This window comes from Streptomyces sp. NPDC005492 (genome assembly GCF_040605995.1).
Classification (GTDB): domain Bacteria; phylum Actinomycetota; class Actinomycetes; order Streptomycetales; family Streptomycetaceae; genus Streptomyces.
Genome location: NZ_JBEXDX010000023.1, coordinates 129,158 through 136,026, shown reverse-complemented (window position 1 = coordinate 136,026; position 6,869 = coordinate 129,158). Strand labels below are relative to the sequence as shown.

General features: G+C 69.2%; 6 protein-coding genes. 3 read left to right on the top strand and 3 right to left on the bottom strand.

The window, feature by feature from the left end:
* Window positions 1-74: 74 nt before the first annotated feature.
* Window positions 75-785, bottom strand: coding sequence for a TetR/AcrR family transcriptional regulator (locus tag ABZT04_RS28080; protein ID WP_356059761.1), 711 nt, complete (start codon window positions 783-785; stop codon window positions 75-77).
* 140 nt (window positions 786-925) lie between these two features.
* Here ABZT04_RS28080 and ABZT04_RS28075 point away from each other — a divergent pair, with 140 nt between their 5' ends.
* Complete coding sequence (locus tag ABZT04_RS28075; RefSeq protein WP_356059760.1) at window positions 926-2,908, top strand: dehydrogenase E1 component subunit alpha/beta; 1,983 nt, start codon at window positions 926-928, stop codon at window positions 2,906-2,908.
* Window positions 2,909-2,967: 59 nt separating this feature from the next.
* On the opposite strand, the gene ABZT04_RS28070 is transcribed toward ABZT04_RS28075, so the two are convergent.
* Window positions 2,968-4,014, bottom strand: coding sequence for a cyclase family protein (locus ABZT04_RS28070; protein ID WP_356059759.1), 1,047 nt, complete (start codon window positions 4,012-4,014; stop codon window positions 2,968-2,970).
* A gap of 157 nt (window positions 4,015-4,171) precedes the next feature.
* Here ABZT04_RS28070 and ABZT04_RS28065 point away from each other — a divergent pair, with 157 nt between their 5' ends.
* A complete protein-coding gene (locus tag ABZT04_RS28065) occupies window positions 4,172-4,570 on the top strand; it encodes a nuclear transport factor 2 family protein (protein WP_356059758.1) in 399 nt (132 codons plus the stop codon).
* Window positions 4,571-4,627: 57 nt separating this feature from the next.
* Window positions 4,628-5,026 (top strand): nuclear transport factor 2 family protein, encoded by a 399-nt coding sequence (locus ABZT04_RS28060; protein ID WP_356059757.1) that lies wholly within the window; start codon window positions 4,628-4,630, stop codon window positions 5,024-5,026.
* Window positions 5,027-5,102: 76 nt separating this feature from the next.
* On the opposite strand, the gene ABZT04_RS28055 is transcribed toward ABZT04_RS28060, so the two are convergent.
* A complete protein-coding gene (locus ABZT04_RS28055) occupies window positions 5,103-6,731 on the bottom strand; it encodes an NAD(P)/FAD-dependent oxidoreductase (RefSeq protein ID WP_356059756.1) in 1,629 nt (542 codons plus the stop codon).
* Between the last annotated feature and the right edge of the window lie 138 nt (window positions 6,732-6,869).

Here is a 6,869-nt window from a genome sequence, read left to right as displayed (position 1 = left end):
GATGTCGCGGCGGCCGACCTGCTGGCCAGGGTGCGCGACTGCGCTCCCGTCTCGCGAGGCCGGTACCGGTCCGGTCAGCTCGCCACGGAGACGGCTTCCTTCCACAACTCCTCTGGGTCGAGGGGCAGTTCGGGCCGGGCCCGCTTGAAGTCGGCGGCCAGCGCCTCGACGTCCGGCAGGGCGCCCTCGGACGCGGCGAAACCGCGGAAGAGCGTCGAGCAGTACTCGCCGGACAGGTACGCGGCGTCCCAACTGCCGTCCGGCCGCACCCATTGGTAGGTGTGGTTGTGCAGGTTGAGGAACTCCAGGGTGGCCAGGTGCGGTTCGACCGCGCGGAAGCTCCCCTCCTCGACGGCCTCGGTGAGCAGACCGGTGATCAGCCGCTCGAAGTCGGAGCGCTGCCGCAGCACCGTCGCCAGCTCGTCGCCGCCGAGGCTGCGGTAGTCGTGCTCGTAGACCCAGATGTGGTCGAGCCTGCGGAAGATGATCGTCAGCAGCGACTCGGAGAGCAACCGCAGCCGCAGCAGCGGGGCCTCGTCGAGGGCCGCGATCTCCTTGGCGCGGGCCAGCAGCGGCCCGAGCACCCGCGACTGGATCTCGATGAGCAGGTTCTCCTTGGAGCCGATGTAGTAGTACAGGGCACCCTTGGCGAGCCCGACCGCGCGGCCCAGGTCGTTGATGGAGGTCGCCGCGTAGCCCTGTTGCGCGAACAGGGACGCCGCGGTGTCGATGATCTTCTGGCGTCTGACTTCGAAGCCCGGCCCATGACCCGGCGGTCGTGGCATGTGTTCTCTCCCCTGGCTGTGACGACGTGCGTGCTTCCCGGATCCGCACAGGCGCCACGCTGCGGCACGCCTGGGGGAAGCGGCTCCGGGGACGTCGCTCTAGTTTGCTAGACCAAACGGTACATTAAAGCGAGGACCGCATGACTCAGGCATCGCATCACACCGGCACCGGCTCCGCACAGCCGGACCAGCTCCTGGAGATGTACCGCCGGATGCGCCGCATCCGGCGCTTCGAGGAGCGGGCGTCCGAGTTGTACAAGGCGACGGAGATCCCCGGCTTCCTGCATCTGTCGATCGGTCAGGAGGCCAGCGCCGTCGGCGCCTGCTGGCCGCTGGGCGCACGGGACGGCATCACCTCCACCCACCGCGGCCACGGCCATGTCCTGGCCAAGGGCCTGGACTCGGCGTCGATGATGGCCGAACTGATGGGCAAGGAGGCGGGCACCTGCCACGGCCGCGGCGGCTCGATGCACATCGCGGACCCCGGCCTCGGGATCTACGGCGCCAACGGCATCGTCGGCGCCGGCCTCCCGATCGCCGCCGGGGTCGCGACCGCCGCGAAACTGCGAGCGGCCGGTGACGTGGTGGTGGCGTTCTTCGGCGACGGGGCGGTGGCCCAGGGCATGTTCCACGAGGCGGTGAACCTGGCCGCCGTATGGGATCTGCCGGTCGTGTTCCTCTGCGAGAACAACCACTACTCCGAGTTCTCCCCCGCCTCCGAACAGCACCGCGCCCCGCTCTCCGCGCGCGCCGCCGGATACGGCATCGGCTACCAACACGTCGACGGCAACGACGTGTTGGCGGTCGCGCAGACGATGACCGGGGTGGTGGCGCGGCTGCGCGCGGGCGGCGGCCCGGTGCTCGTGGAGGCCGAGACCTACCGCTGGCACGGCCACTACGAGGGCGACCCCGAGCGCTACCGCTCCCCCGAGGAGGTCGCAGCCGCCAAGGAACGCGACCCGCTGCTGGTGGCCCGCCGCCGGTTGGACGCGGCGGCGGCCGATGCCGTGGACGAGGAGATCGACAAGGAGATCGAGGCGGCGGTCGACTGGGCGAGGAGCCTGCCGGAACCGGCCCCGGAGACCCTGCACGACTACGTCTCCGCGCCCCGCCTCCCCGTCCCCGAGCCCGCGCCGCTCCCGGCCGACGCCGAGATCTTCCGGTCCATGGACGCCGTACGACTGGCTCTGGAGCATGAACTGGCCGCCGATCCCAGCGTGTTCGTCGCCGGGATCGACGTCGGCGCGGGCGGCAACGTCTTCGGTCTCACGCGGGGGCTGGCGCAGGCCTTCCCCGGCCGGGTGCGGGACACACCGATCAGCGAGAGCGCCGTCGTCGGTACGGCGGTGGGCGCGGCCATGGCCGGCATGAAGCCGGTGGTCGAGATCATGTACATGGACTTCATCGGGGTCTGCCTCGACATGCTCCTCAACCAGGCCGCCAAACTGCGCTTCATGACCGGCGGCCGGGCCTCCCTGCCGCTGGTCGTGCGCACCCAGTTCGGCGCGGGCCGCTCCTCGGGCAGCCAGCACTCGCAGAGCCTGGAGGCACTGCTCGCGCACATCCCCGGGCTGACGGTGGTGATGCCGTCCAACCCCGCCGACACCTACGGCCTGCTGCGCGCGGCCATCCAGGACCCCAACCCGGTGGTCTTCGTGGAGAACCGGCTCCAGTACGGCCTCAAGGGCCCGAAGCCGCCGGCCGACCATCTGATCCCGCTCGGCAAGGCGAAGGTGGTCCGCGAGGGCACCGACATCACCCTGGTCTCCTGGTCGCGGATGGTCCAGGACGGCCTGGCGGCCGCGGAGTTGCTCGCCGGGGAGGGCATCAGCGTCGAGGTGATCGACCTGCGCACCATCGCCCCGCTGGACCGCGAGACCGTCCTCGCCTCGCTCGCCAAGACCAACCGCCTGGTCATCGCGCACGAGGCGGTACGGGACTTCGGTGTCGGCGCGGAACTCTCCGCGATGGCCGTCGACGAGGGCTTCTGGCACCTGGACGCGCCGGTCACCCGGGTGGCCCCGCCGTCCGTCCCGGCGCCGTACGCACCCTCGTTGGAGCGCGTCTGGCTGCCCTCGCGGGACACGATCGCGGAGACGCTGCGGAAGATCGCGGCGGTGTGACGAGGCTACGACGGGAAGGGCCCCCGGGGATTCCGGGGGCCCTTCCCGTCGTAGCGCTCTCAGACGGTCGCGACCGGTGTGAGCGGACTGCCCTGTGTGCCGGGCAGGTTGAGCGGGGGCGCGGTGAGCAGGAAGCGGCTGCGGTGGTGCTCACGCAGCCAGGCCGCCAGGTCGTGGAGGTACCACAACTCGCCCAGGGGGACGCCCAGTTTGAACAGGCACAGGTGGTGGATCGGCAGCAGCGTGTGCGGGCCCTGGGCCTTGGTGGTGGCCACGCCCTCGACCGCGTAGTTGTCGGAGATCAGCGCCGACATCTGGGACTCGGTGATCCAGTTCAGGATCTCCGGGTCGTCCGCGTCGAGGTAGGCGGCGGTCTGGTGGATCGCCACCGGGTCCGGGTTCTTCTCCCAGGCAATGACCTGGGTGGCGAAACCGGTGTGCAGCAGGACCATGTCGCCGGGCTCCACGACCACGTTGTCCGCGGTCATGATGTCCTGCAACTGCTTGAAGCCGACCGGCTGGTAGTCGGTGCCGAGGTGGTGGGCGATGTCGATGAGGACACCGCGCCCCTGGACACCGTGCTCCGCCATCTTCTCCAGACCGAGGTTGCGGGCGAAGCTGATGCTTCCGCTGCCGTCCCCCTTGGCGTCCTCCTGCGGTCCGACGATGTCGACGTCCTTGCGGAACCCGTTGTAGTAGACGGCCTCCGCGACCCCGTCGCCGTCCGCGTCGAACTCGGCGCCCTGGTGGGCGAGGGAGTCCCACTGGGTGGAGTACTGCAGCCAGAGGGTGACCACGTCGTCGGACCACACGTCGATCAACTGTGGGTCGATCTGCTCGCGGGCGACGACGTTGTAGAAGACGTCCTGCTTGTGGGCCAGGTCCTCGGTGGGCCTGAGGATCGGCGGGTACCGCCGCTGGTTCAGCGCGGACCCACCGGGATAGTCGAGGGGCAGGCTCAGGCTGAAGCTGACCCCGGCCTCGACCTCGCGGACCCCCTGGAGGACCTTCTCGGGAGTGAGCAGGTTGATACGACCCAGTTCGTCGTCCTCGCCCCAATCGCCCCACGTTGAGCCCGGCGGACGCTGCTTCCAACGCTTCGTCATGTTCACGCCTCCTTCGGCGACAAGTCCCCGTTGACCGGCCGCCCGCATGTTATTTGTAATTGTACCGATCGGTCAACGAATCCGACGCGCACCCCTCCCTTTATCTTCGACTCATCAATAGACTGGGTGGTCGAAACACCCGACCTTGGAGCGAAGAATGAGCGAATCCACACAGGCGTGGGTCGTGGCGGGCGTACGGGCCGTGCTCGGCGCGCACACCCAGGCCCAGGACGCCGGCCGCACCGACGACGTCGTCGCGACCTACACGCCCGACGGTGTCCTGGAGGTGCCGGGCATGGACCCGATCGAGGGGCACGACGCGCTCCGCGAGGCCTTCAAGGGGTGGGCCCCGGCGCTGCCCCAGCTCCACCTGGTGACCAACACCGTGGTGACGTCCACGGGCGAGGACACCGCGCACGCCCTGAGTGACGTGGTCTTTCTCCAGCGCGGCGAGGCGGGCTGGGCGGTGGGCGTGGTCGGGCACTATGACGACACCCTGCGCCGCGAGAACGGCGCCTGGCTGCTGCACCGCAGGAAGACGACGTACCAGGCGTAACGGCCTTCACCCTCAGCCCACTTGGGCGTTCCTCAGCCTTCCCGACCTTGGAGTGACATGACCACCACGATCGACCCGTCCGTCACCGCCGCCGTGCAGAGCGCCGTCGCCGCCTACGCCCAGGCCCTGGACTCCGGCCGGACCGAGGCCATCGCCGACCTGTTCACCCCCGACGGCACCGCCGAGATCGTCGGCATGGCCAAGTTCGAGGGACGGGAGGCCATCCGGCAGGGCTTCGGCGGCTTCTCGCCCGAGCAGCCGCAGTTGCACATGCTCGGCAACACCGTGATCACCTCGGCGACCGAGGACGAGGTCACGGCCACCAGCAACCTGGCGTTCTTCGCGCGCGGCGAGACCGGCTGGAGCGTCCAGATGACCGGCCGCTACGACGACGTGCTGCGCCTGCACGAGGGCCGGTGGCTCTTCCAGCAGCGCGTCACGACCCTCGTGCCGTAGGGCGCGGAGACCCGGACGCCCGTGCCGCCCACGTCCGGGGCGGCACGGGCGTCCGGCCGTTCAGGCACCCAGGCGTTCAGACATCAGGTGTCTCGGCCTTGGACAGGACGAAGGTCGGGAACTCCTCCCGCTTGACGGCGGCGATCGCCTCCTGGAGCGCCCATCGGCCGGTCGGGTTGAGGAGCTGCTTGACCGGCTTGCCGGGGATGTTGCCGCCGGAGAAGTAGCTGCTCTCCAGGAAGGAGGACATCGTGCTGTTGTTCATGGTGTCCGTCCACTCCTGCTCGGCGGCCTCGGTCACCTCGATGACGTCGTAGCCGCTGTCCCGGGTGTGGACGATGGCGTCGACGACGAAGTCCACCTGGTCGCCGGCGTAGCGCGGGTTGTTGCCCGTGGCGCCGTGCGGGCCGCCGGGGAAGAAGAAGTTGGGGAAGCCGGCCGTCACGGTGCCGAGGTAGGTACGCGGGCCCTCGGCCCAGTACTCCTTCAGCGAGAGCCCCTGACGTCCTTGCACACCAAGCCTGTTGAGGGCGCCGGTGCCGAAGTCGTAGCCGGTGGCCCAGATGATGATGTCGAACTCCTCGACACCGTCGGCGGTTTCGATGCCGTCCTCGGTGATGCGGGTGATCGGCGTGGTGTTGATGTCGACCAGGGAGACGTTCGGCTTGTTGTACGTCTCGTAGTAGCCGGTGCCGAAGGGGGGCCGACGGCCGCCGTAGCCATGGGCCTTGGGGATCAGTTTGTCCGCCGTCTCCGGGTCCTTGACGATGCTGCGGATCTTGTCGGCCAGGAACGCGCACCACTCCGCGTTGACGGTCTCGTTCGACAGCATGTCCATGTAGTGCTCGGTCAGCTTGGTGAAGCCCGGGCCGTTCCACCGCTCCTCGTAGAACGCCTGGCGGTCCTCCGGGCTGTCGTCGAGTCCGGAGCGCATGACGATCTGGTGCAGGAACCCGCTCGGCGAGGTGTCCAGCGTCTCCCGGATGGACTCGAAGTTGGCCTTCAGCTCGGCCTGCTCCTCGGGCGTGATGGGCCCGTTGTTGAGCGGCGTGAGCCAGTCCGCGTCCTTCTGATACACCGTCAGCTGTGCTACGTCGTCCGCGATCGCGGAGATGATCTGCACCCCGCTGGAGCCGGTGCCGATCTGGGCCACCCGCTTGCCGGTGAAGTCGATCGGGGTCTTCGGCCAGCGCGCGGTGTGATGCTGCTCGCCGCGGAAGTCCTCGCGTCCGGGGACGGCGGGGATGAACGGCACCGAGAGGTTGCCGGTGGCCGCGACGACATAGCGGGCCCGGACCTCGGTGCCGTCGCTGCCCCGGACGGTCCAGGTGCCGGAGGGCTCGTCGAAGACGGCCGAGGTCACCTTGACGCCGGTACGGATGTCGCGCCGCAGGTCGAACTTGTCGACGACGTGGTTGAAGTAGCGCTCGATCTCGGGCTGGCCGGCGAACCGCTCCGACCACTCCCACTCCTCCCACAGCTCCTTCGAGAAGAGGTAGCCGTAGGTGTAGCTCTCGGAGTCGAAGCGCGCCTCGGGGTAGCGGTTCCAGTACCAGGTGCCGCCCACACCGCCGCCGGCCTCCAGGAGCCGCACCGAGAACCCGGCCTCGCGGGCGGCGTAGAGCTGGTAGATGCCGGTGACGCCGGCCCCGATGACGAGGACGTCGACCCGGTCCTGGACCGCCGGTTTCGAAGATGCGCTCATGTGCCCTCCAAGGTGACTGGGGCTGCGGCTCCCAGTGAGCCTGGTTTGATAGTTCGACCAGTCGGTCGAATATTCAGACCGAGAGTAGATGAGGGCCCGGGGTCGAGCAATGGCGGGGACCGGAGAGCGCGGAGAGCT

Excerpts from the sequence above, each read along its gene's own strand:
- ABZT04_RS28080 (WP_356059761.1), bottom strand. The coding sequence starts at position 785 with ATGCCACGACCGCCGGGTCATGGGCCGGGCTTCGAAGTCAGACGCCAG.
- ABZT04_RS28075 (WP_356059760.1), top strand. The coding sequence starts at position 926 with ATGACTCAGGCATCGCATCACACCGGCACCGGCTCCGCACAGCCGGAC.
- ABZT04_RS28070 (WP_356059759.1), bottom strand. The coding sequence starts at position 4,014 with ATGACGAAGCGTTGGAAGCAGCGTCCGCCGGGCTCAACGTGGGGCGAT.
- ABZT04_RS28065 (WP_356059758.1), top strand. The coding sequence starts at position 4,172 with ATGAGCGAATCCACACAGGCGTGGGTCGTGGCGGGCGTACGGGCCGTG.
- ABZT04_RS28060 (WP_356059757.1), top strand. The coding sequence starts at position 4,628 with ATGACCACCACGATCGACCCGTCCGTCACCGCCGCCGTGCAGAGCGCC.
- ABZT04_RS28055 (WP_356059756.1), bottom strand. The coding sequence starts at position 6,731 with ATGAGCGCATCTTCGAAACCGGCGGTCCAGGACCGGGTCGACGTCCTC.